Source organism: Streptomyces sp. NPDC092296, from assembly GCF_044755465.1.
Classification (GTDB): Bacteria; Actinomycetota; Actinomycetes; order Streptomycetales; family Streptomycetaceae; genus Peterkaempfera.
Map to the genome: position 1 here is coordinate 58,750 of NZ_JBIVRB010000007.1, position 25,271 is coordinate 84,020.

Genomic DNA, 25,271 nt, shown 5'->3' on the forward strand with positions numbered 1-25,271 from the left:
TATCCGACGGTACTCCGTCGGGCCCGCCGATCGGCCGTCTTCAGCGGCTTGGCCGTACGCCCTGGGCGAATCCGTGATCGAGGGACCGAGGGGGACGGCGGGTGCCACCGGGCGCGTGCGCAGTGCACCGCCTTGGTGTCCGATGGTGCCAGGCCGCGACCCGCCCCGGTAGACGGGGGTGGGTCGCGGCCGACGCATCGTCCCGCTCAGCCGATGAGCGAGCTCTTCCGGGTCGAGACGATCTGGTCGATCAGGCCGTACTCCAGAGTCTCCTCGGAGGTGAGGATCTTGTCCCGCTCGATGTCCTCGCGGATCTCCTCGATCTCCTTCTTGGAGTGCTTGGCCAGCAGGGTCTCCAGCTGCTCACGCATCCGGAGGATCTCCCTGGCCTGGATCTCCAGGTCGGAGACCTGGCCGCGGCCGGTCTCGGTGTACGGCTGGTGGATCAGCACCCGGGCGTTGGGCAGCGCCATCCGCTTGCCGGGCGTACCGGCGGCCAGCAGCACCGCCGCCGCCGAGGCCGCCTGGCCCATGCAGACGGTGGAGATGTCCGGCTTCACGAACTGCATGGTGTCGTAGATCGCGGTCAGCGCGGTGAAGGAGCCGCCCGGGGAGTTGATGTAGAGGTTGATGTCCCGGTCCGGGTCCATCGACTCCAGGCAGAGCAGCTGGGCCATGATGTCGTTGGCCGAGACGTCGTCGATCTGCGAGCCCAGGAAGATGACCCGCTCCTCGAAGAGCTTCGCGTACGGGTCGTACTCCCGGATGCCCTGCGAGGTGCGCTCGACGAAGCGGGGGACGATGTAGCGGCCCTCGGCGCGCAGGCGCTCGTGGGCCTCGCCCATCAGGCTGGGAATGTTCATGGGTTCTGGCCTCCGTTGCGTACGGACTGTCGTGGGGCGGTGTCGTGCTGCTGATGGGCTGCCGGGGGCTCAGGCGCCCGTGCCACCGCCGCCGGGGACGTCCGCGGCGTGGTGCATGACCTCGTCGATGAGGCCGTAGTCCTTCGCCGCGTCGGCGGAGAACCAGCGGTCGCGGTCGGAGTCCTTGGTGATCTGCTCCAGCGACTGGCCGCTGTGGAAGGCGATCAGCTCGGCCATCCGGTGCTTGGTGCGCAGCAGCTGCTCGGCCTGGATGCGGATGTCGGTCGCGGAACCGCCCAGGCCGGCCGAGGGCTGGTGCATCAGGATCTCGGCGTTCGGCAGGGCGAAGCGCTTGCCCTTGGCACCGGCCGTGAGCAGGAACTGGCCCATGGAGGCCGCCAGGCCCATGGCGATGGTCACCACGTCGTTCTTGATGTACTGCATGGTGTCGTAGATCGCCATGCCGGCGGTGACCGAGCCGCCGGGGCTGTTGATGTAGAGGTAGATGTCCTTCTCAGGGTCTGCCGCGAGGAGCAGCAGCTGGGCGGTGATCTTGTTGGCGATGTCGTCGTCGACCGCCTGGCCCAGGAAGATGATGCGCTCGCCGAGCAGACGGTTGTACACCTGGTCGCCGAGGCCGACGCCGGGGATGTCACCGGCGGCGCGGGGCGCCATGAGGCCCGGGGTCGCGATCTGGGGAGTCGTCACGTAGCCACCTGCTCAGTTGAATCGGGCGGCCGGCCCCCGGCCGCCACGGCGTCTGCTGTGCTGATTGTTCCTTCTCATGGACCCTAACGCGCGGGTTGGGCCGGGCCATCCCCCACACAGAACTGTTCGCTGTGAGCGCAGGCTGCACAGCCCGTGACCAGGGCGCCGACGGCACGGCGGGCCCGGGTGCGGCACTCGGCCGCACCCGGGCCCGCCGGGTGGTACTCGGGATCGCGCGCGGCGACCGGGGAGGATCAGGCCTCGGTGTCGCCCTCGGCCGACTCGGTGGCCTCGGCGGTGGCCTCGACGGTCTCCGCGTCCGCGTCCTCGTCGTCCTCGAAGTCGACGGCGTTGCCCTCGGTGTCGACGACCTTGGCGGCCTCGACGACCAGCGCCAGCGCCTTGCCCCGGACGACCTCGCCGACCAGCAGCGGCACCTGGCCGCCCTGGACGATCTGCTGCGCGAACTGGTCGGGGCTGAGGCCCGAGCCGGCGGCGCGGCGGATGAGGTGCTCGGTGAGCTCCTCCTGGCTGACGGAGAGCTCCTCGTCGGCGGCGATCTGGTCCAGCACGAACTGGGTCTTGATGCCCTTCTTCGCCTGGTCCTCGGTCTCCTGCTCGAACTCCTCGACCGTCTTGTCCTGGGTCTTCAGCCAGGTCTCGAGGTCCAGGCCCATCTGGGCGAGCTGGTGGTGCTCCAGGTTGTGCTTGCGGGTCTCGATCTCGTCCGCGAGCAGCTTCTCCGGGAAGGGCATCTCGACCTGCTCCAGCAGCGCCTCGAGCACGCGCTCCTGGGCCTGGGTGGCCTGGTCGAACTCCTTCATCCGGGCCAGCCGCTTGCGCGAGTCCTCGCGCAGCTCCTCCAGGGTGTCGAACTCGCTCGCCAGCTGGGCGAACTCGTCGTCCAGCTCGGGGAGCTCCTTCTCCTGGACGGCGGTGACGGTGACCGTCACCTCGGCCTCCTGGCCGGCCTGGGTGCCGCCCTTGAGCTCGGTGGTGAAGGTAGCGGTGCCGCCGGCCTCCACGCCGATGACGGCCTCGTCGATGCCGTCGAGCAAGCGGCCGGAGCCGATCTCGTACGACACGGCGGTGGCGGTGCCGTCCTCCGGCACCTCACCGTCGACCTTGGCCTCCAGGTCGACGACCACCACGTCGCCGTCGGCGGCGGCGCGCTCGACGGCCTTGACCGAGGAGAAGCGCTCGCGCAGCTGCTCCAGGGAGGCGTCGATGTCCTCGTCGGTGACCTCGACCGCGTCGACGGTCACCTCGATGCCGGCGAACTCGGGCAGGGTGATCTCCGGCCGGATGTCCACCTCGGCGGTGAACTTCAGGTCGCCGCCGTCGGCGAGGTGCTCCACGCCGGCGATGTCGGTGATGTCGGGCTGGCCGAGGACCTCGATCTTGCCCGCGTCGACGGCCTGCGTGTAGAAGCGCGGAAGGGCGTCGTTGACGGCCTCCTCCAGCACCGCCGCACGGCCGAAGCGCTGGTCGATGACGCGAGCCGGGATCTTGCCCTTGCGGAAGCCCGGAACCGTGACCTGCTGGTTGATCTTCTTGTACGCCGCGTCGAGGCTGGGCTTGAGCTCCTCGAAGGGCACCTCGACGGTGAGTCGAACCCGGGTCGGGTTCAGAGTCTCCACGGCGCTCTTCACGGTTGGGTCTCCTTGGGGCTTTGCGGTCGGGTTGTCCGCCGGGCGGGGGCCCGTGAGGGCTTGGGCGGCCGGCGAGACGGGCGATGGGCCACATGGAGCGGCATCTCCCGTACGGACGGTGAGCGTGCTCCTCGCCCTCGGACGGCCGAACGGTGAGCATGCCACACGAGCGGTCGCCAGCGATCCATCCTACCGGTACCACAAACCCGGACGGACGGCCGACGGGCAGCTGAGCCCCGGAGACCGGCCCGGTACGGCGGAAGTCCCCCACCCGGGCGGGCGGGGGACTTCCCGTGCTGTCGGGGTGACCGGATTTGAACCGACGACCTTCCGCTCCCAAAGCGGACGCGCTACCAACCTGCGCCACACCCCGTTGCAACGACAGGTAGCGTACATGCTCACCTGGGAGGTCCCCCCGAATTACGCGGGGCCACCTCCGCCGGGATCGGCGAGCGGTGTGCATCGGGGCAGGCCGACCGGGTAGGCTGAGCGCGTCCTCGGGGTCGGCCGCGATCCCGGGGCGGTACGTCTCCGGCGTACGCACACGCGGGCGTAGCTCAATGGTAGAGCCCCAGTCTTCCAAACTGGCTACGCGGGTTCGATTCCCGTCGCCCGCTCCACCCTGTCAGGCCCCGGGCCAGCGAGTCGATCGCTGGCCCGGGGCCTGACTGCTTGGTACGGGCACCGGCATAGGGTGCCCGGTGCCCGGTGCGTACGACGGCGGGCCGGGCGGCCCATCCGCGTGGTCCGGCGGGGATCTGATCGAGCGTCGGCGGCGGTCGGCCGGGCGCGGCCGACCGGCGAAAGTTTCGCCGATGGGCGGCGGCGCCGCTAGCCTCACAGGTGTTCGACCGGTCGACCGTCCCTTCGAGACCAGAGGAGTGCGCCTTGGGTCCCCAGGAGCGACTGGACGTCATACAGCGCAGCGTGGTCCGCGAGATGGCCCGCTACGGCCGGGAGTTCCGGGCGGACGGCGCCGTGGTGCGCGGCCCGGGGACCACGGCGGTGGCGGTCCGGGAGCACCCCGACGCCACCGGCGGCCATGTCGACCTGGGCTTTGTGCTGCACCTCGGGCGCTCCGACACACCGGTGCTCTGGGACTGCGCGGCCGGCCTCGGCAAGACCGAGGAGGAGAAGCTCGACAACGCCGTACGGATGTGGGGAACCACCACCGCCGCCACCGTGGTCGAGCTGCTGGACCGGCGCGGCGAGCACGGCGACCACTACGGGCCGGACCGGCCGGGCGGGGTGCCGGGCTGGCACGCGGTGCAGGGCCCGGCGTGCGTCTTCGGCTTCGGCAGCGATGCGCTGGCGGAGTGGCTGCGCGACAACCAGATACTGCCCGCGCTGGCCGAACAGCTGCTCCCGGCGCTCGACCATCCGCTGCTCAACGGCGTCAAGCTGTTCCTGGGCGGCCGGGCCGGGGACGACGTCGCGGAGGTGCGGGTGGGCGGCGAGGTGTCGGAAGCCGCCTCCGCCGCGCTGCGCACCCTGGACTGGCCGCGCGGTGAGCGCCTGTGCTGGGCCAGGATCTACGTCCTGCTGCTGGCGGACGGCACCGATGCGGCGGCGCTGCGGACGGCGGAGCTGAGCCCGCTCACCGACCCCGCGCCGCCCGGCCGGGCACCCGCCGGTCCACGGCCGCCGGCGCCCCGGGGCGGGGGGCTGCTGCGCCGCTGGTGGGGCGCCTGGCGGGCCGACCGGTGAAGGGCCGACCGGTGAAGGGGCAGCCGGTGAGGTCGACGGGTCGTCAGCCGGTCAGCTCGCCAGATCGTTGAGGGTCTTGGCGATCTGACTGAAGAAATCCTGGAGCGGCGACGCCGCCGAGGACTGCGCGAGGAAGAAGCCGAAGAGCGCACCGAGTATCGCGTGCGCCAGCTTCATCGTCTTGTTTCTGATCAGGATGATCAGGATGATGGCGAACAGGACCAACGCGGAGACGGAGAAGACCACCCGGATTCACTTCCTCGGTCGCGACTGCTCAGGGACCGGTGCTGACGGCCCCGGGGCAGGGACGACCGGTGAAGCCCTCGTGGTTCCGCCGCCGTGTGTGCCGTCCGACGACTTCCCCCCGAGCACCCGCCCGGTCCCGCCCGACCCCAGTCTGGTCTGCCGTACGCACTCCGTAAAGGACTCGTCGCACGCGTCACATCGCGACACGTCCGTCACAGCGAAAATGCGCCGAACACGGTGCGTGGCGCAGGTATTCGGCCCCGGCACGGCCGCCCGCCGTTCCGGCGCCCGCAGTACGCGGTGCACGGACGACCCCGGAGCCGAGCGGGCGGTCGCGAGGGCGCGGCGACCCGCAGCGAATTGTCCGAAGATCGACTCGGCGGTTTGACAGGGCGCCACCCCGCCCTGCGGCGGCTAGTCGCGCCAGATCAGCAGGAGCGCGCGGTCGTCGTTGATGTCCTTGGCCACCGTCTCTATCAGCCGCCAGGCACCGCCCTCGAAGCCGCCGGCCACCAGCCGGTCGGCCTCGCCCATCAGCCGGTCCATGCCCTCGGCCAGATCGCGGCCCGGCGCCTCCACCATGCCGTCGGTGCAGAGCAGCAGCAGGTCACCGTGGTCCAGTCTGCCCCGTACGCCCTCGAACTTGGCGCCGTCGTATATGCCGAGCAGCGGCCCTTCGGCGGCCTCCTTGAGCTTCCACTGCCCCGCTCCGGCGCACATCTGCATCCCCGGCAGATGGCCGGCGGACAGCAGCTCGTACTCGCCGGTGTCCAGGTCCAGGGCGAGGTGGACGGCGGTGGCGAACCCCTCCTCCCACTCCTGGCGCAGCAGATAGCCGTTGGCGGCGGGCAGGAAGTCGTGCGGCGGCAGCGAGCCCAGCAGACCGCCGAACGCGCCGGAGAGCAGCAGCGCCCGCGAGCCCGCGTCCATGCCCTTGCCGGACACGTCCGCGACCACCGCCTCCAGCACGCTGCTGCCGGACCCGGTACGGGCGGCCACCACGAAGTCGCCGGAGAAGGACTGGCCGCCGGCCGGGCGCAGCGCCATCTCGGCGTGCCAGCCGTCCGGCAGCAGCGGGATCTGGCTCTGCACCCGCAGCCGTTCGCGCAGGTCGAAGAGCATCGAGCCGCCGCCGCGCCATGGCACGCCGACCCGGTTGCGGAACTGGGCGAGCAGCAGCCCGGCCACGCCCACCGCGCCGACGACCAGCGCGGCGCCCGGGGTGACGCCCTCGGGGTAGGAGCCGGCGTGGTGGCTGATGCTGCGCGCGGTGGCGTGCACCACCGACTCCACGGACAGCCCGGCGGCGGCGGTGGCGTACAGCAGCACCAGACTGCTGGGCCGCAGCAGGAAGGCGCCGGCCAGGATCGGCAGCACCAGGGCGGTGGGCGGGCACCAGACCGGCACCCCGATGTTGAGCACCACCAGGATCGGGCAGAGCACCAGCAGCACGCCGAAGGCCAGCCAGTCGGAGGCATCGCCGCGGAAGTAGTCGACGCCGGTTCTGCGCAGCCTGCGATAGGCCCGGCGGAGCGCCTTGCGCACCCGGGCCGTCGCGGTTGACCGGGGGGTGGTGCCCGGCGTGCTGCCTGCCATGGGCCTTGACCTTATCCAGCACTCCTGCTGGCCGTCGACGGCCGGTACCGGCGGAGGGCCGGACTTCGGCCGTTTCGCACCGAGTGGGGGTCTGGGCGGCGGAGGCGGCGCAACGGCGCACGCCAGGGAGTATCCGTCGGCCGTGCGCCGGGCGGCCTGCGGGTCGGCGCGGGGTGCGCGAGGGGGCGCCCCGGGGCCACCGCGCGCCGCCGTCCGGCGTGCGGGCCGCCCGGGGGCGCCGGGGGACCACGGCGGCAGGGCGGGTGCCTGGCTGGGGGCGGATTCCGCGGTCAGCGCTGCTGGCAGGTGGGGCACCAGAAGAGGTTGCGGGCGGCGAGGGGTTCGGTGCGGACCGGGGTGGTGCATATCAGGCAGGGCATGGTGGTGCGGCGGTAGACGTAGACCTCGCCGCCGTGGTCGTCCACCCGGGGTGGCCGGCCCATCGCCTCCGGGGTGTGCTCGGCCCGTACGGTGTCGATGCGGCCCGCCGCGACACCGGCGCGCATCAGCTCGACCAGGTCGGCCCAGAGGGCGTCCCACTCGGTGCGGGTGAGGTCGCGGCCGGCCCGGTGCGGGCTGATGCCGAGCCGGAAGAGCACCTCGGCCCGGTAGACGTTGCCGACCCCGGCCAGCACCTTCTGGTCCATCAGCAGCGCGGCCACCGGGCTGCGGCTGCGGGAGATCCGCTGCCAGGCCCGCTCCGGGTCGTCCGCCGGCCGCAGCGGGTCGGGGCCGAGCCGGGAGTGCAGGGCGTCCTTCTCGGCGGCGGTGATCAGCTCGCAGGCGGCGGGCCCGCGCAGGTCCGCGTAGCCGTCCGCGCCGGCCAGCCGCAGCCGCACCTGGCCGACCGGCGGCGGCGCGGGCGCGGCGCCGAAGGTGACGGTGCCGTACAGGCCCAGGTGCACGTGGACCCAGCCGGTCCCGCCGAAGCCCAGGAAGAGGTGCTTGCCGTGCGCCTCGACGCCGTCCAGCACCCGGCCGTCGAGCAGCGCGGCGCTCGCGGCGAAGCGCCCCTGCGGGCTGGTGGCGCGAACGGGCCGGCCACCGAACGCCCGGAGGTGTTCGATGGCCAGCCGGTGGATGGTGTGTCCCTCGGGCACGGGGCGGTCAGGACTCCTGCGGGTGGTGGGCCGGGATGGGCGGCAGCGCGCCGGTGGTCTCGTACTCGGTCAGCATCGCGATGCGGCGGCTGTGGCGCTCGGCCGGGGAGAACGGCGTGGCCAGGAAGACCTCGACGAAACGGGTTGCCTGCTCCTCGGTGTGCATCCGGGCGCCGATGCTGAGCACATTGGCGTTGTTGTGCTCGCGGCCGAGGGTGGCGGTCTCCTCGCTCCAGGCGAGGGCCGCCCGTACGCCCTTGACCTTGTTGGCGGCGATGGCCTCGCCGTTGCCCGAGCCGCCGATGACGATGCCCAGCGCCTCCGGGTCGGCGGCGGTGCGCTCGGCGGCGCGCAGGCAGAACGGCGGGTAGTCGTCCTCGGCGTCGTAGAGGTGCGGCCCGCAGTCGACCGGCTCGTGGCCGGCGTCCTTCAGCCACTGGACGAGGTGCTGCTTCAGGTCGTATCCGGCGTGGTCGGATCCCAGGTACACGCGCATACCCAGGAGTGTTGCACGGCGGGCGCCCCGGGGAGTGCCCAGGGTCGGCCGAGCGGGGCGGTCGGGCCCGGGGGCCGGGGCCCGGCCGCCGCCGGTCCGGGCGGGTCAGCCCCGGCGGCCGACCAGGCGCCAGGCGAGCGGCAGGGCGCCCATCGCGACGGCGATCTTCAGGCCGTCGCCCAGCAGGTACGGGTAGAGGCCGAGGTCGGCGGCGCGGCTGAGCGGGACGTGGATCGAGGCGGCCAGGTAGGGCACGCCCACGGCGTAGATGGCGAGGTTGCCCAGCAGCATCGCGCCGGCGGTGCGCAGCGGTCCCCGGTCCGCGCCGCGCCGGGCGAGCGCACCGACCAGTCCGGCGGCGAGCACCATGCCGATGACATAGCCCAGGGTGGCGAGGCCGGCTCCGGAGGCGCCCTCGGAGAACCAGGGCAGCCCGGCCATACCGGCGAGCAGGTAGAGGCCGAGCGAGGCGGTGCCGCGCCGGGCGCCCAGGGCGGTGCCGACCAGCAGCGCGGCGAAGGTCTGGCCGGTCACCGGCACCGGCGAGCCGTGCACCGGGAGGCTGAACTGCGCGGCGAGGCCGGTGAGCGCGGCGCCCCCGACGACCAGGGCGGTGTCGCGGGCCAGGGCGCGGGCCCCGGCGGCGGCCGGCAGCAGGTCGGCGAGGACGGCGCCGGGGCGGATCGAGGCGGTGGCGGTGCTCATGCTGGTGGTCTCCGCTGGAGGTGGGGGGCAGGCGGTGGGTTAACCCTTGTGAACCTACTGGTCGGCCCCGGTCCGGCACCCCGGCCGGTGCTGACAAAGCCGCAGCGCGGGGCGTTGTGGAGTTCCGGCAACGGCGGGCGCTGCGGCGCCCGGCGAGGGCGCTCGCGTCACGCTGCGCGCCCTCGGGGTCACGTACGGGAACCATTGCGGGTCCGGCCGCGTCCTTCCGGTGGAGACCAGTCCGGATCGGCCCCGGTCCTCCACCCGCGCCGTTCCGGGCGGGCAGGGCGGCCCCGGCGGAGGCATCCTCCGCCGGGGCCGGTCCGTACCGGTGGGCCGGTCCGTCAGTCGAAGGAGGGGCTCGCGGTGCGGGTGCGCTTGATCTCGTAGAAGCCGGGGGTGCCGGCCACCAGCAGCGTGCCGTCCCAGAGCCGGCCGGCCGCCTCGCCGCGCGGAATGGGGGTGACCACCGGGCCGAAGAAGGCGATCCGCTCGTCGTCCGGGCCGGGCACGGCGATCACCGGGGTGCCGACGTCCTCGCCGACCAGGGTGATGCCCTCCTTGTGCGAGGCGCGCAGCGCGTCGTCGTACGCGTCGGTGTCGGCGGCGTCGGCCAGCTCGCGGGGCAGGCCGACCTCCTCCAGCGCGGCTTCGATGGTGGCGCGGTCGCGCGGCTGCTCCTGGTTGTGGAAGCGGGTGCCGAGCGCGGTGTAGAGCGGGCCGAGCACGTCGTCGCCGTGCTGCTGGGCGGCGGCTATGCAGACCCGCACCGGGCCGAAGGCGGTCTTCAGGAAGTCGCGGTACTGCTCGGGCAGGTCCTCGCGGCCCTCGTTGAGGACGGCGAGGCTCATGACGTGCCAGCGGGTCCGCACCGGGCGGATCTGCTCCACCTCCAGCATCCAGCGGGAGGTCATCCACGCCCAGGGGCACAGCGGGTCGAACCAGAAGTCGGCTGTCTTGGTCTCTTCGACGCTCAAGGTCGCAATCCTTCTGAACGGGGTCTCGCCGCAACGGGACTCACAGTGGTAGCGCAGTGCTGCAACGCGGCCCGGCGGCGGCCCATTCCCCTGGGGCGGCCCTGGGCGCGGATGGCGTGAAAGGATGCGGACGGCGTACCCGCCCCTCAATCGCATACCGCCACAAGCCGGACAAAGGAGTACCGCAGTGCCGGGACGAAACCTGACCCGTGACGAGGCCCGGGAGCGGGCCCGCATCCTGACCGTGGACGGCTATGACGTCCACCTCGACCTGCGCTCCGCCGTGGTGCCGGTCACCGACGGCACGGCAGGGACGTTCCGCTCGCGGACCACGGTCCGCTTCCGCTGCTCGGAGCCCGGCGCGGCCACCTTCCTGGACCTGCTGGCCCCCGCCGTCCACTCCGTCGTCCTCAACGGGCGCGCGCTGGACCCGGCCGAGGTCTTCGACGGCGCCCGGGTGGCGGTCGACGGCCTGGCGGCGGTCAACGAGCTGGTGGTGGACGCGGAGTGCGCGTACAGCCGCACCGGCGAGGGCCTGCACCGCTTCACCGACCCGGTGGACGGCGAAACCTATCTGTACACCCAGTACGAGCCGGCCGACGCCCGCCGGGTGTTCGCCGACTTCGAGCAGCCCGACCTCAAGGCGCCGTTCGCCTTCTCCGTCACCGCGCCCGCCCACTGGGAGGTGTTCTCCAACTCCGCCCCGGCCGCCGAGCCGGTCGCGGACGGCGAGGGGCTGCGCCGCTGGCGGTTCGCACCCACCCAGCCGATCTCCACCTACATCACCGCCGTCGTCGCCGGTCCGTACCACGTGGAGCGCGACCGCTACCGCCGCGAGCTGGCCGACGGCAGCACCCTGGAGATCCCGCTGGGCGCGCTCTGCCGCCGGTCGCTGGCCAAGCACTTCGACGCCGACGAGATCTTCACCGTCACCAAGCAGGGGCTGGACTTCTTCCACCAGGAGTTCGACTACCCGTACCCGTTCGGCAAGTACGACCAGGCGTTCGTGCCCGAGTACAACATCGGCGCCATGGAGAACCCGGGCTGCGTCACCTTCCGCGAGGAGTACGTCTTCCGGTCGCGGGTGACCGACGCCGCGTACGAGGGCCGCGCCACCGTCATCCTGCACGAGATGGCGCACATGTGGTTCGGTGACCTGGTCACCATGCAGTGGTGGGACGACCTGTGGCTCAAGGAGTCCTTCGCCGACTTCATGGGCACCTTCTCGCTGGTCGAGGCGACCAGGTACCACAGCGGCTGGATCTCGTTCGCCAACCGCCGCAAGGCCTGGGCGTACCGGCAGGACCAGCTGCCCACCACCCACCCGGTCACCGCGGACATCCGCGACCTGGAGGACGCCAAGCTCAACTTCGACGGCATCACCTACGCCAAGGGCGCCGCGGTGCTCAAGCAGCTGGTCGCCTACGTCGGCCGGGACGCCTTCTTCGAGGGCGCGCGGCGCTACTTCAAGCGGCACGCGTACGGCAACACCGTGCTCGACGACCTGCTGGCCGTGCTCGCCGACACCTCCGGGCGCGGCAGCGAGGCGATGGCCGAGTGGTCGCGCGCCTGGCTGCAGACGGCCGGGGTCAACACGCTCACCCCGCAGCTGACCGTGGACGCCGAGGGCCGGATCACCGAGCTCGCCGTCCTCCAGGAAGCCGCCGACGACCACCCCGAGCTGCGCCCGCACCGGATCGCCGTCGGCCTCTACAACCGCGACCCGGACGGCGCCCTGGTCCGCACCGCCCGCGCCGAACTCGACGTGGCCGGCGCCCGCACCGCCGTCACCGAGCTGGCCGGCCGGCCCCGGCCGGAACTGGTGCTGCTCAACGACGACGACCTGACGTACTGCAAGATCCGCTTCGACGAGACCTCGCTCGGCACGCTGCGCCACGCGCTCGGTGACATCACCGAGCCGCTGGCCCGCGCCCTGGCCTGGTCCGCGCTGTGGAACTCCACCCGGGACGGCCTGCTGCCCGCCCGCGACTACCTGGACCTGGTGCTGCGCTTCGCCGGGCAGGAGTCCGACATCGGCGTCCTCCAGTCGCTGCACCAGCAGGCGTGGACGGCGGTGGAACTCTTCACCGCCGCCGACCACCGCGCGGAGGCCGGCCGGCTGCTCGCGGACGGCGCGCTGCGCGAACTGCGCGCCGCCGCCCCCGGCAGCGACCACCAGCTCGCCTGGACCCGGGCGTTCGCCCAGGCCGCGTCCTCGCCCGAGCATCTGCAACTGGTGAGCGGCCTGCTGGCGGGCAGCGCCCGGATCGACGGCCTGGACGTCGACCAGGAGCTGCGCTGGACGCTGTGGCAGGCGCTGGCCGGCGCGGGGCCGGCCACCGAGGCCGACCTGGCCGCCGAGCTGGAGCGGGACGACACCGCCAGCGGTCGCCGCCTACAGACCCTCGCCCTGGCGTCGCTGCCCACCGCCGAGGCCAAGGCCGAGACCTGGCGCGCGGTCGTGGAGTCCGACGAGCTGCCCAATGCGCTGGTCGACGCCCGGATCGGCGGCTTCCAGCGGTCCGCGCAGCGGGAGCTGACGGCGCCGTACGCACCCCGGTACTTCGCGGTGCTGGAGGACGTCTGGGAGAACCGCTCCATCGAGATCGCCATGCGGATCGTCAGCGGCCTCTTCCCCCGCCTCCAGACCACCGAGCGGACGCTCGCCGCCACCGACGACTGGCTGACCGCCCACCCCGGCGCGGCCCCCGCCCTGCGCCGCCTGGTCCTGGAGTGCCGCGACGACCTCGCCCGAGCGCTGCGCGCCCAGGCGTGCGACGCGGCCGCCGCGCACCCGAGAGGGGCACGATGACCGACCACCTCACCGTACTGACCACCACCGACAGCGCCGAGCGGGCCGAGTTGCTGGCCCGCGCCGCCGTCGAGGCCCGGGTCGCCGCCTGCGCGCAGATCGACGGGCCGATCCGCTCCGTCTACCGGTGGGACGGCGCCGTCCGGCTGGACGAGGAGTGGCGGGTGCTCTACAAGACGACCGCCGCCCGCTACGCCGCGCTGGAGCAGGTGGTCAAGGAGCACCACACCTACGACACCCCGGAGATCATCGCGGTGGACATCCAGCGGGGCAGCGCCGCATACCTGGCCTGGATCGACGCCGAGAGCGGCTGACCATCCATCAGGGATGGTGGACGGTCAGCAGGGTCTTGCCCACCGTGGCGCGGGTCTCGATGGCGCGATGCGCGTCGGCGGCGCGCTCCAGCGGGAAGCGCTGGCCGATCAGCGGGCGCAGCCGGCCCGCCTCCGCCTCGGCCAGCGCGTCGGCGGTGAGGGCGAGCAGTCGGGCCGGGTTGCCCGGCGGGCCACGGCGGATGGTCACCTCGCGGGCGGCGGCGGCCTCGTCGGGGACGTCCGCCCAACTGCCCCCGGCCAGCCCGTAGCTGTACATCCGCCCACCGCGCTCGACCAGCTCGAACGCCGAGCGGCCGATGGCACCGCCCACGCCGTCGAAGACCACGTCCAGACCGCCGACGGCCTCCCGCACCCGCTCCGACCAGTCCGGCTGCCGGTAGTCGACGACCACGGCGGCGCCCAGCCCACGGGCGACATCGGCCTTGCGCGGGCCGCCCACCGCCGCGACCACGGTGGCACCGGCCGCCCCGGCGAGCTGGACCAGCAGGGTGCCCACGCCGCCCGCTGCCGCCTCCACCAGCACCCGGTCCCCCGGGCGCGGCGCCGCCGCCCGGACCAGCGACAGCGCCGTACGGCCGTCGGCCAGCAGCGCCACCGCAGTGTCCATGGCCAAGCCGGCGGGCACCGCGACCAGCCCGTCCGCCGCGACCGCGACCCGCTCGGCGTAGCCGCCCGAACCGCCGGTGCCGCTGACCACCCGCCTGCCGATCAGCGCCGGGTCGACCCCGGGGCCCACGGCGGCGACCGCGCCGCCGACGCCGTTGCCGGGGACCAGCGGCGGCCGGGCGGGGAACGGACCGGCGCCGGTCGCCCGGTACTGGGTCTCCACAAAGGTGATGTTGGCGAACTCCACCTCCACCACGACCTGCCCCGGCCCGGCCACCGGGTCCGGCGCCTCCCCCGCGACCAGGACCTCCGGCCCGCCGAACTCCCTCATCCACACCGCGCGCATCCTGTCCGCCTCCGGTCGATCGTCGGTTCCGCCCCTGAGGCTGCAACTTCAAGGGCGGTTGAAGTCAAGTGCGGCCGGGGGGCCGCGGCCGTGGTCGCGGGGACGGCGTCGAGCACTGCTCATGCAAGACAGGGGTCGGCAGCCCGCCGGGCCAGCCGCACGGCTGACGGGCGGTCACCGGGTGTGCGGGGGCCGGTCGCGCCCGGTGACCGGGCTGTCAGTGGGCGCCTCTACGATGTCCTCACCTTTCGCGGCCGGCAGGCGCGGCGGGGTCAGCGACACCGAACGGAAGCGCAACCAGGCATGACGGGGGATTCACCCACTCAGGGCGGCGGCGCCGCCCAGGCCCGGCCACCCCGCCCCCATCGCGGGGTGACCCTGGGCAAGCGGGGCGGCGGGGCGGAGGAGGACTTCGCGCTGCAACCGCCGAGCGCGCCCGCAGCGGCCGCGCCGCCGCCCGCACCGTCGCCGCAGGCGGCGGTGGCCGACCAGCCCACCCGGCCGGCCGCCGCGCCGCCGGTGCCCGCCGCCGCCGGGGCACGCCCGCTGACGGCCGGTCCCCCGCAGCAGCCGCAGGCCCCCTGGGCGCCACCGGCCCAGCAGTCGGCGCAGCCGCAGCTCGACCAGCCGTACGCCCCGCCGCAGGCCGCGCCGCCCGGGTACGGCTACCCGGCGCCCCCGGGGTACGGCTATCCGGCGCAGCAGCAGCCCGGCCACGCCCACCAGTACGGCCACCCGCACCAGTACGGCTATCCGGCGCCGCCCCCGGCGTATGGGCAGCAGCCCCCGGCGTACGGGCAGCAGCCCCCGGGCCACCCGGGCGGCCCGCCCGGCTATGCCCCGTTCCCCGGGCCCGCGCCCGTGCCGGGCCGCAGCAGGGCCGGGCTGATCGGGGGCATCGTCGCCGGGGTGGTGGTGCTCGCGCTGATCGGCCTGGGGGTGGTGCTGCTGGCTGACGGCAAGGATCAGGGCCGGCAGGCCACCGCCCCCGGGGTGGTCGCCACGGGCACCGCGACGCCCGGCGGCGGCTCCGGCCCGACCGCCCCGGGGACGGAGCGGCCGGCGCTCGGCGGCACCCTCGCGGCCGCCTGGCAGCTGCCCGCCCCGGCCAAGGTGGACATCGACGACCGGCTGATGGGCAGTTGGCTGCTGCCCGGCGCGATCGTCCGGGGCTCGGCCACCGGCGTCCGGGCGTACGACCTGTCCACCGGCCGCCCGCTGTGGACGCTCACGCCACCGGCCGGCGCCACCGACGTCTGCGCGATGGCGCCCGCCCCGAACAAGGACGGCGTCGCGGCGGTCGCCTTCGACCGGGGCAAGCACAACTGCGCCCTGGTCTCCGCGCTGGACGCGGCGACCGGCCGCATCCGGTGGACGCACACCGTCAAGCCGCTCCACGGCGACCAGGTGGGCAGCACCGACGTGTTCGTCTCCGACAGCACCGTGGTGATCGGCAACCCCAATGCCTCCGGCGGCCTGCGGATCACCGACGGCTCGACCGCCTGGACGTTCCACGACCGCGACGACATCTGCCTGTCGCAGTTGCGCGGCGGGGGCGACACCGTGGTGGTGGACGACTTCTGCGGCGGCAAGGCCGAGCGCTCGCAGCTGCGCGCGCTGGACGCGGGCACCGGCCGCACCCGCTGGAAGTGGACGCTCCCGGGGCGGTATCCCAATGTGTCCCGGCTGCTGTCCGCCGAGCCGGTGGTGGTGGACCTGGTCCAGGAGCCGGACAACGAGTACCTGCTGAGCTTCGACTCCGGCGGCCGACCGCAGGCGAAGATCCCGCTGCCGGACGGCGCCTACGGCAAGTTGCGCTTCACCGAGCTGGGCGACCCGGTGCCCGAGTCCTTCGTCCGGGGCGGCACGCTGTTCGCCCGCTCCGAGGAGCAACGCGAGCGGCCGGCCGTCATCGCCTACGACCTGGCCTCCGGCCGCGAGCTGTGGCACTGGTCGGGCAGCGGCAAGGACGGCGCCGGAGCGGTCGGGCTCACGGCGGACGGCCGGGTGCAGGCGGTGTCGTACGGCACCTACGACGAGCCGTCACGGCTGGTGACGCTGGACCCGGCGACCGGGGCCGCCACCCCGCTGGCCACGCTCCCCAAGGACGCCGTCTCCTTCACGCTCCGTTACAGCAGGGTGTGGCTGGGCCCGGCCCAGGTGGTGGTCGCGCCGCAGACCACGGTCGGCTCCCCGCTGTCCGGGTACGCGGCCGACGGGGGCTGATCCGGCCCCGCGCGCCCGGCCCCGCCGCGTTCGCGGCAAGCGCACCGACCGGGGCGGAGATGGCCGGGCGGCTCGGGTGGGGGCGTGGGAGGATGCCCCGGAACGACGACGAAGGAGTCACGCGACGTGCCTGGCACCAACCTGACCCGTGAGGAGGCCCGCACCCGGGCCCAGCTCCTCCACGTGGACGCCTACGACATCGAGCTCGACCTGGGCGGCGCCCGGGACGGCGGAACCTACCGCTCCACCACCGTGGTCCGGTTCACCGCCCGCGAGCCCGGGGCGGCGAGCTTCATCGACCTGGTCGCACCGGCGGTGCACGAGGTGGTGCTCAACGGCACCGCCCTCGACCCCGCCGAGGTGTTCGCGGAGAGCAGGATCGCGCTGCCCTCGCTGGCCGCCGAGAACGAACTGCGGGTGGTCGCGGACTGCGCGTACACCAACACCGGTGAGGGCCTGCACCGCTTCGTGGACCCGGTGGACGGGGAGACGTACCTCTACACCCAGTTCGAGGTGCCGGACGCGCGGCGGGTGTTCGCGTCCTTCGAACAGCCGGACCTCAAGGCGGAGTTCCGCTTCACGGTGACCGCGCCGGCCGGCTGGACGGTGGTCTCCAACTCCCCGACGCCGGAGCCGGTGGCGGGCGAGGCCGAGGGCACCCAGCGGTGGGCGTTCGCGCCGACCCCCCGGATCTCCTCCTACATCACCGCGCTGATCACCGGTCCGTACGTCGGCGTCTTCGACGCCTACCGGGACGGCGACCAGACGGTGCCGCTGGGCGTCTACTGCCGCCCGTCGCTGCGGGAGTTCCTGGACGCCGAGCAGATCTTCGAGGTGACGAAGCAGGGCTTCGCCTACTTCCAGGAGCGGTTCGACCAGGTCTACCCGTTCGCCAAGTACGACCAGCTCTTCGTGCCGGAGTTCAACGCCGGCGCGATGGAGAACGCGGGCGCCGTCACCATCCGCGACCAGTACGTCTTCCGGTCCAAGGTGACCGACGCGGCGTACGAGGCGCGGGCCGAGACGATCCTGCACGAGCTGGCCCACATGTGGTTCGGCGACCTGGTCACCATGGAGTGGTGGAACGACCTCTGGCTGAACGAGTCGTTCGCCACCTACACCTCCATCATCTGCCAGGCGGAGGCGCCGGGCAGCCGCTGGCCGCACGCCTGGACGACCTTCGCCAACTCCATGAAGACCTGGGCATACCGGCAGGACCAGCTGCCGTCCACCCACCCGATCATGGCGGAGATCAACGACCTGGAGGACGTCCAGGTCAACTTTGACGGCATCACCTACGCCAAGGGCGCCTCGGTGCTCAAGCAGTTGGTGGCGTACGTCGGCCAGGACGAGTTCTTCAGCGGCGTACAGGCGTACTTCAAGAGCCACGCCTGGGGCAACACCCGGCTGGTGGACCTGCTGGGGGCGCTGGAGGAGACCTCCGGCCGCGACCTCAAGGCATGGTCCAAGGCATGGCTGGAGACTGCGGGCATCAACATCCTGCGCCCGGAGATCGAGCTGGCCGCGGACGGCACCGTCGCCTCCTTCACCGTGCTCCAGGAGGCCCCGGCGCTGCCGCAGGGCGCCAAGGGCGCGGCCGTGCTGCGGCCGCACCGGATCGCGGTCGGCGTCTACGAGCTGCGGGACGGTTCGCTGGTCCGCACCGACCGGATCGAGCTGGACGTGGACGGCGAGCGCACCGAGGTGCCGCAGCTGGCCGGCCGGGCCCGCCCGGCGGTGTTCCTGCTCAACGATGACGACCTGTCGTACGCCAAGGTTCGGCTGGACGCGGAGTCGCTGGCCGTGGTCACCGAGCACCTGGGCGGCTTCGTCGACTCGCTGCCGCGCGCCCTGTGCTGGGCCTCGGCCTGGGACATGACCCGCGACGGCGAGATGGCGACCCGCGACTACCTGTCGCTGGTGCTCTCCGGCCTCGGCCGGGAGTCCGACATCGGCGTGGTGCAGACGGTGCAGCGCCAGGTCCAGCTGGCGCTGGGCCTGTACGCGGCCCCGGAGTGGCGCGAGGAGGGCCTGACCCGCTGGGCCGACGCCTGCGCGGAGCAGCTGCACGCCGCCGCGCCCGGCGGCGACCACCAGCTGGCCTGGGCGCGGGCGCTGGCCGGGGTGGCGCGTTCGCCGGAGCACCTGGCGCTGCTGTCGGGCCTGCTCGACGGTTCGCGGTCGGTGGCCGGCCTGGCCGTCGACACCGAGCTGCGCTGGGCGCTGCTGCTGCGGCTGGTGGCGACCGGGGTGGCCGACGACAAGGCGGTGGACGCGGAGCTGGAGCGCGACCGGACGGCGGCCGGCGAGCGCTATGCCGCGACCTGCCGGGCCGCCCGCCCGACCGCCGCGGCCAAGGCGGAGGCCTGGGCCAGCGTCGTGGAGGCGGCCACCCTGCCCAACGCGGTGCAGGAGGCCGTGATCGGCGGCTTCGTACAGGTGGAGCAGCGGGAGCTGCTGGCGCCGTACACCGCGAAGTACTTCGCCGCGATCAAGGACGTCTTCGAGTCGCGGACGCATGAGATCGCCCAGCAGATCATCGTCGGGCTGTACCCGGCGACGCAGGTGGAGCAGGCGACGCTGGACGCCACCGACGCCTGGCTGGCCGCGGCCGAGCCGTCCCCGGCGCTGCGCCGGATGGTGGTGGAGTCCCGGGCCGGGGTGGAGCGGGCGCTGCGGGCGCAGGCCGCCGACCGGGCGGCCGGCGGGCGCTGACGCCGGACGGCGGCACAGCGGCACAGCGACACACGAGGGGGGAGGGGAGGCGCGGTCCGCGCCTCCCCTCCCCCCGGTCCGTCCGGGTCAGCCGGTCAGCTGACGGTCACGGTCGGGATCGGGTTGCTGCCGCTCCAGTTGCCGTTGAAGCCGAAGGAGGTGGTACCGCCCGAGGGCACGGTGCCGTTGTAGGACAGGTTCTTGCAGGTGACCTTGGTGCCGCTCTGGGTGCAGTCGGCGTTCCAGGCCTGGGTGACCTTCTGGTTCGCCGAGCCGAAGGTCCAGCTGGCCGTCCACTTGCTCAGCGACGAGCCGGGGGCGCACTTGATGTCGACGTTGCCGGTGAAGCCGATGTCCCACTGGCTGGCAACGGTGTAGGTCGCGGTGCAGCCGTTGCCGCCGCCACCCGGGGGAGTGGTGGGAGGCGTGGTGGGCGGCGTGGTCGGGGGCGTGGTGGGCGGCGTGGTCGGCGGGTTGGTGGGCGGAGTGGTGCCGCCGCCGAGGGCGTTCTGAACCGCGGTGTAGGCGGCCTTGGGGTTGTAGTTCGCGTCGTACAGGGTGGCGGCACCCTGGCCGGAGAAGGTGTCCGGCACCCAGGAGTGGCCGTCGTCGAGGTCCCAGGCGGTGACGCCCACGCAGCGGGACACCTGGAGGCAGGCGTTGACCACGTTGGCGTAGTCGGTGGCCTGCTGGTTGAGGTTGGCGGCGGAGGCCGGGGTGGGCATCCGGACGTCCAGCTCGGTGATGGCCACGTCCACGCCGAGGTCGGCGTAGCGCTGCATGTTGGCCTTCAGCGTGGACGGCACCTGGCCGACGATGAAGTGGCTCTCCAGACCGACGCCGTCGATCGGCACGCCCTGCTGCTTGAGCGAGCTGATCAGGTTGAACATGGCGTTGCTCTTCGCGCCCAGGTCCTCGATGTTGTAGTCATTGAGGTAGAGCTTGGCGCTGGGGTCGGCAGCGTGCGCGGTCTTGAGCGCGTCGGCGATGTAGCCGCTGCCCATCGCGTTGTAGAACGCGTCGGTGCGCAGGTTGGCGTTGTCGTCGAACGGCTCGTTGACGACGTCCCAGGCGTAGATCTTGCCCTTGTAGTGGGTGACCTCGTTGGTGATGTGGTTCTCCATCGCGGCCTGCACCTGGTTGGTGGGCAGGCTGCTCACCCAACCGGGCAGCTGGGAGTGCCAGACCAGGTTGTGGCCACGGATCTTCTGGCTGTTCCCCTGGGCGAAGGAGACGATGGAGTCCGCCCCCGAGTAGTTGAACGAGCCCTTGGAGGACTCGATCGTGTCCCACTTCATCTCGTTCTCCGGGGTGACAGAGTTGAACTGCGTCCCGGCGAGGTTCTTGTAGGTGGTGTTGCTGTTGAGCGTCCCGTTGGCGACCGCCACGCCGAAGTAGATGCCCTTGGCGGCGGCGAGGCTGCCCAGCGAGCTACCTGCGGCCTGGGCGTTCGACGGGAGCACGGCCACGCCGATGGCGGTGGCGGCGCAGGCCGCGATCGCGACGGCGGCCTTGGGCCATCTCGCGGTCCTGGGGGTGAGCGGGTGGCGCATGGTGGGGTATGTCCCTTCCGTTGTGGGCGCGCTGGGAGCGGGCCCTGGTTCCGGGGTGGCGAAACACGAACGGTGGTGCGTCCGCCGGCCGGGGCCGGCGGGGGCTGGGGATGCGCTGGGCAGGGTCATGACAGTTGGTTCGGGTGAAACCGGCGGTGCGGCACAGAAGCGGGGTCGGGTCCCGCACCGCCGGTGGTCTGGGGAGGGGCCGGGTCAGCCGGCCTGGCGGCTCAGGGGGCCGACTCGTGCTCGGCCGCCCATGGGCGGTCGGCCCCGGCGTAGCGGAACCAGTCGAAGTCGGCGCCGGGTGAGCCGCCGCCGGCCGGTCCGGTGCCGTACAGGCCGACATAGGCGCCGGTGAAGCTGTCGGCCACACTGCTGCTGAGCACGCGTCCGTCGACGGTGGCGAGCGTCTCCCAGTGGTCGGGCCGCTGGGAGCAGAGCAGGGTGTAGTCCTGGCCGTGCGCCCGGACGGCCAGCCGGACCGGACCGGCGGCCAGCGGCAGTTCGGCCCGCTGGATGTCCGCGCCCGCGCTGCGGACGGTGAGCCAGGCGGCCTTGGCGCCGTCGGCGGTCCGGGTGACGGTGAGCCGGATGTGGAAGTCGTGGTTCTGGAGCAGCACCAGCCCGGCCTGCTCGTCGGCGCCGGGCTCGAAGTCCAGCTCGGTCTCGGCGGTGAAGTCGAGATGCTGCTGGCGGCGGCCGACGAAGGCCGGGGTGACCTGCCGGTCCAGGGTCTCCGGGAGCAGCCGCAGCCGCAGGTGTCCGGGGCGCTCGGTGAGGCTGTACAGCTCGGTGCGCGGGGTGCGCAGCAGGTTCCACTGCGGGCCGAGCTCGGGTGCGTCGAAGTGGTCGACCGGGTCGGGCGCGGGCCAGGGGTGCGGTTCCAGGGCCGTCCGGGCGGTCTCCTCCAGCCGTCCGACGCCGGGGTTGACCACTGGCCAGCCGTCCTCCCAGACCACCCGGGCGAGGAAGGTCTCCCGGCCCAGGTTGACGAAGTCCCCGCCGCTGGGACGGGAGGCCAGCAGCAGGGCGTACCAGTCGCCGTGCTGGGTGCGGACCAGGTCGGCGTGGCCGGTGCCGGTCACCGGGAAGGCGCGGCCCAGGTGGCGGTGGGTGAGTACCGGGTTGCGCGGGTTGTTCTCGTACGGGCCGGTGAGGGTGTGGCTGCGGGCGACGGTGACGGCGTGCTCGTGGAAGGTGCCGCCCTCGGCGAGCAGCAGGTAGTAGTAGCCGTCATGCCGGATCAGGTGCGGGCCCTCGGCCCAGACGGCGTCGACCAGGGCGCCCCGGAAGAGGATGTGTTCGGGGCCGGTGAGCCGGCCGGCCGCCGGGTCGAGGGCGCGCATCCAGATCTCGGTGTGCCCGGCCTGGTCGATCTGGCGGGTGCCCAGCAGGTGGGCGGAGCCGTCGTCGTCGAAGAAGAGGGAGGGGTCGAAGCCGGGGGCCTCGGGCAGCCACAGCGGGTCCGACCAGGGGCCGGCCGGGTCGTCGGCGGTGAGCAGGAAGGTGCCCGACTCCCGGGTGCCGTCGACCAGCGTGCAGACCAGGTGGAAGCGCCCGTCGTGGTGGGTGAGCGCCGGGGCGTACAGGCCGCCCGAGGGGCGCACGCCGTCCAACGGCAGCTGCTCGGGGCGGTCCATGGCATGGCCGATCGGCCGCCAGTGGACCAGGTCGCGACTGTGGTGCAGGGGCAACCCGGGGAAGTACTCGAAGGAGGAGTTGACGAGGTAGTAGTCGTCGCCGACCCGGCAGACGGACGGATCGGGGTAGAAGCCCGGCAGCACGGGATTGCGGGCACTGGCAGACTGCTGGGGTGACTGGGGTCGGGACATATGGCGGGTGCGGACCCGATCGGGCGACCCAGAGCGGTGACGGGTCGCGAGTTGCGGGGCCGCACGCCTCCCTTCGCGCATCGGGCGAGTGCGGGGGCCGGGCCGCTCCTACCCGGATACCGGGGCAGAAGAAGCAGATTGAGGGACCGAAACTTTCGATCTCCCGTCCGATCTGCTTCGGAGACGTTACGGCTCTGCTTCCGCGACCGTCAATACATCTGCGCGGGCCGATGGCGGCACCGGCCGGGCGGCGGCCCCGCTCAGCGTCGCGGCGGGGCGGTGCTGCTCCGCGCCACCAGGGTGGTGGCCAGGTCGACCCGGGTGGCGGCGGTGGGGCCGGCCCGGCCCAGGTCCAGCACCAGCCGGGCGGCGGCCTCGGCCATCTCGGTCAGCGGCTGGCGGACGGTGGTCAGCGGCGGCCCCACCCAGCGGGCGATCGGCAGATCGTCGAAACCGACCACCGAAAGGTCCTCGGGGATGCGCAGGCCCAGTTCGCGGGCGGCCTCGTACAGGCCCAGCGCCTGGAGGTCGTTGCCGGTGAAGACGGCGGTCGGCGGCTCCGGCAGCCGCAGCAGCTCCAGCCCGACCGCGTAGCCGGACTCATGGTGGAAGTCGCCCTCCCGGACCAGCTCCGGGTCGACCGCGATGCCCGCCGTCTCCAGGGCGGCGCGGTAGCCGTCGATCCGGGCCCGGCTGCACATCATCGAGGAGGGGCCGCCGATCACCGCGATCCGGCGGTGGCCCAGCTCCACCAGGTGGCGGGTGGCGGCCAGGCCGCCGTGCCAGTTGGTGGCGCCGATGGAGGGCACGTCATCACCGGGGTCGCCCGCCGGATCGACCACCACGAACGGTATGTCACGGCTGATCAGCTGGGTGCGCTGGTCCGCGTCCAGGTCGGACAGCACCAGGATCACCCCGACCGGCCGACGGGCCAGCACGCCGTCCACCCAGGTCTGACCGGGCATCAGCCGACCGGCGCTCTCGGAGAGCACCAGGCTGAAGCCCTCCTCGCGGGCGACGTTCTCCACGCCCCGGATGACCTCCATCGCCCAGGAGCTCTCCAGCTCGTGGAAGACCAGGTCCAGCAGTTGGAGCTGCTGACTGCCGCTGCGCCGCCGCCGGTAGCCGTGCCGGCGCAGCAGCTCCTCGACCCGGCTGCGCGTGGCGGGCGCCACATCGGCGCGGCCGTTGAGCACTTTCGAAACTGTCGGAGCCGAAACCCCGGCAGCCCTGGCGATCTCAGCCAGTGTCGCACCCCCTGCGGAGGATCCGGCGGACGGCGGCTCTTCCTTGCGAGGCTGGACCTCTGCGGTACTCATGGAGGGATGGTAGCGGCCTGTCGGCACAGCTCAAGCCCCCCTCCACCGCCCGCATCCAGTGTGGCCTACCCCCTTGACGGCTCGGAAACACCCCCGTACGGTTCCGGCAACATTCGCAATATCCGCCGAAACATTCGACAGAGGTGCGCCACCATGCGGTCGGGCTTTTCCAGCAACGGTACGTGTACGAAGAGATTGACCGCGGTTGCCGCTGCGACGGCACTGACGGCCGTTCTCGCCGGGTGCGGAAGCTCCAGTGGCAGCGTCGGCAGCGGTGGTGGCGGCGGCACCATCACTGCCTATGTCTACGGTGACGATTCGGTCAAGATCCAGAAGACTGCGGTCGACGAGTTCAACAAGACCTCCAAGGTCAAGGTGAAGCTGGTCTCGATCCCCGGCACCGACTACGTCAACAAGCTCCGCACCGCGATGGGCTCCCCCAACGCCCCGGACATCTTCTTCAACTGGGGCGGCGGCTCCATCAAGCCGTACGCCGACGCCGGTCAGCTGGTCGACCTCACCTCGACCATCGAGAGCGACGAGACGCTCAAGAGCGGCTTCCTGCCCTCCGTCATGGCCGCGGGCAGCCTGGGCGGCAAGATGTACGGCATCCCGATGCGCGGTATGCAGCCGGTCATCCTCTTCTACAACAAGGCCGTGTTCGCCCAGAACAACCTTCAGCCGCCGAAGACCTGGGAAGAGCTCCAGGCGGACATCACCACCCTGAAGGCCAAGAAGATCACGCCGTTCGCGCTCGGTGGCTCCGACACCTGGCCCGAGCTGATGTGGCTGGAGTACCTGGTGGACCGGATCGGCGGTCCGGAGGTCTTCAAGAAGATCCAGGACGGCGACTCCTCCGGCTGGGGCGACCCGGCGGTGCTCAAGGCGGCGCAGACCGTCAAGCAGCTGGTGGACGAGGGCGCCTTCGGCTCCAACTTCACCTCGGTCGGCTACGGCAGCGGCGGCGCGCCCGCGCTGTTCGCGCAGGGCAAGGCCGCGATGCACCTGATGGGCTCGTGGGAGTACTCCACCCAGCTCGGCAAGTTCCCGGACTTCGCCAAGAAGGACCTGGGCTGGACCACCTTCCCGAGCGTGACCGGCGGCGTCGGTGACGTCAACGACGTGGTGGGCAACCCGAACAACTACTGGTCGATCAACGCCAAGACCAAGCACCAGGACGCCGCCATCGCGTTCGTCAAGACGATGGCCGCCCAGTCCTACTCCAAGGCGCTGCTGGAGAACGGTGACATCCCCACCACCACCTCCGCCGAGTCCGAGCTGGGCTCCGCCCCCAACCCCGAGTTCGCCACCTTCCAGTACCAGATGGTGCAGAAGGCCCCCAGCTTCACCCTCTCCTGGGACCAGGCCCTTGAGGCCAACATCGCCACCCCGATGCTGACCGAGATCAACAAGCTGTTCGCGGGCAAGTCCAGCCCTGAGCAGTTCGTGGCTGCGCTGAAGGCCCTCAAGTAAC

General features: G+C 72.6%; 19 protein-coding genes and 2 tRNA genes. 7 read left to right on the top strand and 14 right to left on the bottom strand.

What is annotated here, in order from left to right; translation table 11 throughout:
* Nucleotides 1-206 precede the first annotated feature (206 nt).
* From ACIQGZ_RS18135 to ACIQGZ_RS18150, 4 genes are all read right to left on the bottom strand, one after another.
* On the bottom strand, nt 207-863 hold the full coding sequence (locus tag ACIQGZ_RS18135) for an ATP-dependent Clp protease proteolytic subunit (RefSeq protein ID WP_402602888.1): 657 nt from the start codon (nt 861-863) through the stop codon (nt 207-209).
* 69 nt (nt 864-932) lie between these two features.
* Nucleotides 933-1,538, bottom strand: coding sequence for an ATP-dependent Clp protease proteolytic subunit (locus ACIQGZ_RS18140; RefSeq protein WP_402603122.1), 606 nt, complete (start codon nt 1,536-1,538; stop codon nt 933-935).
* Nucleotides 1,539-1,825: 287 nt separating this feature from the next.
* A complete protein-coding gene (tig, locus tag ACIQGZ_RS18145) occupies nt 1,826-3,223 on the bottom strand; it encodes a trigger factor (protein WP_402602889.1) in 1,398 nt (465 codons plus the stop codon).
* A gap of 299 nt (nt 3,224-3,522) precedes the next feature.
* Nucleotides 3,523-3,596: transfer RNA gene (locus ACIQGZ_RS18150), tRNA-Pro, on the bottom strand.
* Between the two features lie 173 nt (nt 3,597-3,769).
* Here ACIQGZ_RS18150 and ACIQGZ_RS18155 point away from each other — a divergent pair.
* Both ACIQGZ_RS18155 and ACIQGZ_RS18160 read left to right on the top strand, forming a co-directional pair.
* Nucleotides 3,770-3,843, top strand: a tRNA-Gly gene (locus ACIQGZ_RS18155).
* Nucleotides 3,844-4,111: 268 nt separating this feature from the next.
* Nucleotides 4,112-4,930, top strand: a complete 819-nt coding sequence (locus tag ACIQGZ_RS18160; protein ID WP_402602890.1) for a DUF6348 family protein — start codon at nt 4,112-4,114, stop codon at nt 4,928-4,930.
* A 51-nt stretch (nt 4,931-4,981) separates the two neighbouring features.
* Here the strand turns inward: ACIQGZ_RS18160 and ACIQGZ_RS18165 are convergent, their stop codons facing one another.
* The 6 genes from ACIQGZ_RS18165 to ACIQGZ_RS18190 all read right to left on the bottom strand — a co-directional run bounded on the left by ACIQGZ_RS18165 (nt 4,982) and on the right by ACIQGZ_RS18190 (nt 10,050).
* Complete coding sequence (locus ACIQGZ_RS18165) at nt 4,982-5,176, bottom strand: hypothetical protein (RefSeq protein WP_402602892.1); 195 nt, start codon at nt 5,174-5,176, stop codon at nt 4,982-4,984.
* A 414-nt stretch (nt 5,177-5,590) separates the two neighbouring features.
* Nucleotides 5,591-6,772: a PP2C family protein-serine/threonine phosphatase gene (locus tag ACIQGZ_RS18170; RefSeq protein ID WP_402602893.1), complete on the bottom strand. Its 1,182-nt coding sequence runs from the start codon at nt 6,770-6,772 to the stop codon at nt 5,591-5,593.
* 290 nt (nt 6,773-7,062) lie between these two features.
* On the bottom strand, nt 7,063-7,872 hold the full coding sequence (locus ACIQGZ_RS18175; protein WP_402602895.1) for an Fpg/Nei family DNA glycosylase: 810 nt from the start codon (nt 7,870-7,872) through the stop codon (nt 7,063-7,065).
* 7 nt (nt 7,873-7,879) lie between these two features.
* Nucleotides 7,880-8,368, bottom strand: a complete 489-nt coding sequence (locus ACIQGZ_RS18180) for a ribose-5-phosphate isomerase (protein ID WP_402602896.1) — start codon at nt 8,366-8,368, stop codon at nt 7,880-7,882.
* 105 nt (nt 8,369-8,473) lie between these two features.
* Nucleotides 8,474-9,073 (bottom strand): biotin transporter BioY, encoded by a 600-nt coding sequence (locus tag ACIQGZ_RS18185; RefSeq protein ID WP_402602898.1) that lies wholly within the window; start codon nt 9,071-9,073, stop codon nt 8,474-8,476.
* Between the two features lie 344 nt (nt 9,074-9,417).
* Nucleotides 9,418-10,050 (bottom strand): DsbA family protein, encoded by a 633-nt coding sequence (locus ACIQGZ_RS18190; protein ID WP_402602899.1) that lies wholly within the window; start codon nt 10,048-10,050, stop codon nt 9,418-9,420.
* Between the two features lie 187 nt (nt 10,051-10,237).
* Between ACIQGZ_RS18190 and pepN (ACIQGZ_RS18195) the strand changes: the two genes are divergently transcribed.
* Together pepN (ACIQGZ_RS18195) and cutA are read left to right on the top strand one after the other, a co-directional pair.
* Nucleotides 10,238-12,862, top strand: coding sequence for an aminopeptidase N (pepN, locus tag ACIQGZ_RS18195; protein WP_402602901.1), 2,625 nt, complete (start codon nt 10,238-10,240; stop codon nt 12,860-12,862).
* On the top strand, nt 12,859-13,176 hold the full coding sequence (gene cutA / locus ACIQGZ_RS18200; RefSeq protein ID WP_402602902.1) for a divalent-cation tolerance protein CutA: 318 nt from the start codon (nt 12,859-12,861) through the stop codon (nt 13,174-13,176). The genes pepN (ACIQGZ_RS18195) and cutA overlap by 4 nt, the downstream gene beginning before the upstream one ends.
* 7 nt (nt 13,177-13,183) lie before the next feature.
* Here the strand turns inward: cutA and ACIQGZ_RS18205 are convergent, their stop codons facing one another.
* Nucleotides 13,184-14,134, bottom strand: coding sequence for a zinc-binding dehydrogenase (locus ACIQGZ_RS18205; protein ID WP_402602904.1), 951 nt, complete (start codon nt 14,132-14,134; stop codon nt 13,184-13,186).
* A 387-nt stretch (nt 14,135-14,521) separates the two neighbouring features.
* Between ACIQGZ_RS18205 and ACIQGZ_RS18210 the strand changes: the two genes are divergently transcribed.
* Together ACIQGZ_RS18210 and pepN (ACIQGZ_RS18215) are read left to right on the top strand one after the other, a co-directional pair.
* A complete protein-coding gene (locus tag ACIQGZ_RS18210) occupies nt 14,522-16,375 on the top strand; it encodes a PQQ-binding-like beta-propeller repeat protein (RefSeq protein ID WP_402602906.1) in 1,854 nt (617 codons plus the stop codon).
* Between the two features lie 126 nt (nt 16,376-16,501).
* The gene (gene pepN / locus ACIQGZ_RS18215) at nt 16,502-19,090 is read left to right on the top strand and encodes an aminopeptidase N (RefSeq protein WP_402602908.1); all 2,589 of its coding nucleotides are present in this window, start codon (nt 16,502-16,504) and stop codon (nt 19,088-19,090) included.
* A gap of 95 nt (nt 19,091-19,185) precedes the next feature.
* Here pepN (ACIQGZ_RS18215) and ACIQGZ_RS18220 read toward each other — a convergent pair whose 3' ends face one another.
* From ACIQGZ_RS18220 to ACIQGZ_RS18230, 3 genes are all read right to left on the bottom strand, one after another.
* Nucleotides 19,186-20,643 carry an endo-1,4-beta-xylanase gene (locus tag ACIQGZ_RS18220; protein WP_402602910.1) on the bottom strand — a complete coding sequence of 486 codons (1,458 nt, stop codon included), beginning with the start codon at nt 20,641-20,643 and terminating at the stop codon, nt 19,186-19,188.
* 230 nt (nt 20,644-20,873) lie between these two features.
* Nucleotides 20,874-22,478, bottom strand: coding sequence for a glycoside hydrolase family 43 protein (locus tag ACIQGZ_RS18225; protein ID WP_402602912.1), 1,605 nt, complete (start codon nt 22,476-22,478; stop codon nt 20,874-20,876).
* A 260-nt stretch (nt 22,479-22,738) separates the two neighbouring features.
* Nucleotides 22,739-23,797: a LacI family DNA-binding transcriptional regulator gene (locus ACIQGZ_RS18230; RefSeq protein WP_402602914.1), complete on the bottom strand. Its 1,059-nt coding sequence runs from the start codon at nt 23,795-23,797 to the stop codon at nt 22,739-22,741.
* A 153-nt stretch (nt 23,798-23,950) separates the two neighbouring features.
* Between ACIQGZ_RS18230 and ACIQGZ_RS18235 the strand changes: the two genes are divergently transcribed.
* Nucleotides 23,951-25,270 (top strand): extracellular solute-binding protein, encoded by a 1,320-nt coding sequence (locus ACIQGZ_RS18235; protein ID WP_402602916.1) that lies wholly within the window; start codon nt 23,951-23,953, stop codon nt 25,268-25,270.
* Nucleotide 25,271 lies beyond the last annotated feature (1 nt).

Excerpts from the sequence above, each read along its gene's own strand:
- ACIQGZ_RS18140 (WP_402603122.1), bottom strand. The coding sequence starts at position 1,538 with ATGGCGCCCCGCGCCGCCGGTGACATCCCCGGCGTCGGCCTCGGCGAC.
- ACIQGZ_RS18235 (WP_402602916.1), top strand. The coding sequence starts at position 23,951 with ATGCGGTCGGGCTTTTCCAGCAACGGTACGTGTACGAAGAGATTGACC.
- cutA (WP_402602902.1), top strand. The coding sequence starts at position 12,859 with ATGACCGACCACCTCACCGTACTGACCACCACCGACAGCGCCGAGCGG.
- ACIQGZ_RS18135 (WP_402602888.1), bottom strand. The coding sequence starts at position 863 with ATGAACATTCCCAGCCTGATGGGCGAGGCCCACGAGCGCCTGCGCGCC.
- ACIQGZ_RS18230 (WP_402602914.1), bottom strand. The coding sequence starts at position 23,797 with ATGAGTACCGCAGAGGTCCAGCCTCGCAAGGAAGAGCCGCCGTCCGCC.
- ACIQGZ_RS18180 (WP_402602896.1), bottom strand. The coding sequence starts at position 8,368 with ATGCGCGTGTACCTGGGATCCGACCACGCCGGATACGACCTGAAGCAG.
- ACIQGZ_RS18185 (WP_402602898.1), bottom strand. The coding sequence starts at position 9,073 with ATGAGCACCGCCACCGCCTCGATCCGCCCCGGCGCCGTCCTCGCCGAC.
- ACIQGZ_RS18205 (WP_402602904.1), bottom strand. The coding sequence starts at position 14,134 with ATGAGGGAGTTCGGCGGGCCGGAGGTCCTGGTCGCGGGGGAGGCGCCG.
- ACIQGZ_RS18225 (WP_402602912.1), bottom strand. The coding sequence starts at position 22,478 with ATGTCCCGACCCCAGTCACCCCAGCAGTCTGCCAGTGCCCGCAATCCC.
- ACIQGZ_RS18220 (WP_402602910.1), bottom strand. The coding sequence starts at position 20,643 with ATGCGCCACCCGCTCACCCCCAGGACCGCGAGATGGCCCAAGGCCGCC.
- ACIQGZ_RS18170 (WP_402602893.1), bottom strand. The coding sequence starts at position 6,772 with ATGGCAGGCAGCACGCCGGGCACCACCCCCCGGTCAACCGCGACGGCC.